This window comes from Kitasatospora sp. MY 5-36 (assembly GCF_001182915.1).
Lineage (GTDB): Bacteria > Actinomycetota > Actinomycetes > Streptomycetales > Streptomycetaceae > Kitasatospora.
Genome location: NZ_LFVW01001242.1, coordinates 1 through 1,207 on the forward strand (window position 1 = coordinate 1; position 1,207 = coordinate 1,207).

At 76.0% G+C, this 1,207-nt stretch carries 3 protein-coding genes; all 3 read left to right on the forward strand.

Annotated features, from left to right (window positions below; all coding sequences use genetic code 11):
• Positions 1–380: 380 nt before the first annotated feature.
• The gene (locus AE652_RS47110; protein ID WP_159028741.1) at positions 381–533 is read left to right on the forward strand and encodes a hypothetical protein; all 153 of its coding nucleotides are present in this window, start codon (positions 381–383) and stop codon (positions 531–533) included.
• Positions 534–639: 106 nt separating this feature from the next.
• Positions 640–912: a hypothetical protein gene (locus tag AE652_RS41690; protein ID WP_049661252.1), complete on the forward strand. Its 273-nt coding sequence runs from the start codon at positions 640–642 to the stop codon at positions 910–912.
• A gap of 21 nt (positions 913–933) precedes the next feature.
• Positions 934–1,056, forward strand: a complete 123-nt coding sequence (locus tag AE652_RS49135; RefSeq protein WP_255357488.1) for a hypothetical protein — start codon at positions 934–936, stop codon at positions 1,054–1,056.
• Positions 1,057–1,207 lie beyond the last annotated feature (151 nt).

The window sequence follows — 1,207 nt, forward strand, 5'->3', positions numbered from 1 at the left end:
CCCAGGCCGCCGCGATCCGCGACGACCTGGACGCCCCCGCCGAGCCCGGCCACTGACCCCACACGGCCCCGGCCGCCCACCCGCACTCGCGGGGCCGGCGGCCGGGCCCGGCCACTGACCACCTTCCTGCGGCCGCCGCCTTCCCGGGCTGCAGCACCTGGGAAGAGCAGCAGGTCAAGCGGTGGTCGCCCTGGCAGGACGGTCCGCGCTGGAGCGAGACCGCGCGGGCCCTGTCCGGCCCGCGCCGCCCCGCCGCCGACGACTAGCCACCCGACGCACAGCCAGCACCACCCCGTCGCCCGCACCGGCCCCGTTCCACCGGCTCCGTCCGGAGCCACCCGCCAAGACCCGTTCACCACCGCACAGACGAGGAGGCCTCGATGGCCGACCCGAAGTTCCCGATGACGCCCGCCGAGTACGACGCCTGGCAGGCCGACCTCGACCGCATGCGCGCCGCGTACGAGGAGGCCGACCAGGCCGAGTACGAGGCCTACCTCGACGGGCTCGACGCCCGGGACGCGCAGAACGGCTGACCCCACCCCCCCCGTCCGGGAGCCGCCCGCCACGGCGGCGCGGCTCCCGGACAGGCCACCACCCCTCGCACCACCACCCAGTCCCGCATGGAGCCGGAGGCCCACGATGAAGCACCGCGCCCGCACCTCCTCCCCCGCCCGCCGCGCGTACTACGAGGCGGACAGCATCCGCCGCTGGATCGCCCGCGCGATCGGCCCGCGCCGCGTCGGCGACACCCCCTACGAGGTTCTGGCGATCGACCCGGGCCCGCGCGAGGGCCGGCCGGTCTGGCAGATCACCGTGCGCACGGACAGCCCGGCCTGGCAGCACGTCCTGGACGAGATCGCCCACCCGGTGAGCACCAACGCGTTCCAGCACCTCGCCGCCCGGATCAGCTGACCGTTCGACCGGAGGTCGTCCATGGACCAGTTCTTCTTCACCTTCTTCGCCGGCAGCGCCGCCACCGCCTTCCTGGTGCTGGTCGCCGAGGCCGCCACCGCCTTCCTGAACCCGACAACAGAGGAGGAGGACTCCGATGGCTGACCAGCCGATCGAGCCGACCCGCGTCGTCCTGGCCGGCGAGCGCGACGGCACCACCCCGCCGCCGCCCTCCGAGCCGCCGACCGTCGGCATGCCGGACGCGTTCCTGCCGCCGCCCAGGCGCGGCGGCGCCCCTCCGCCTCCGCCGCCGTCG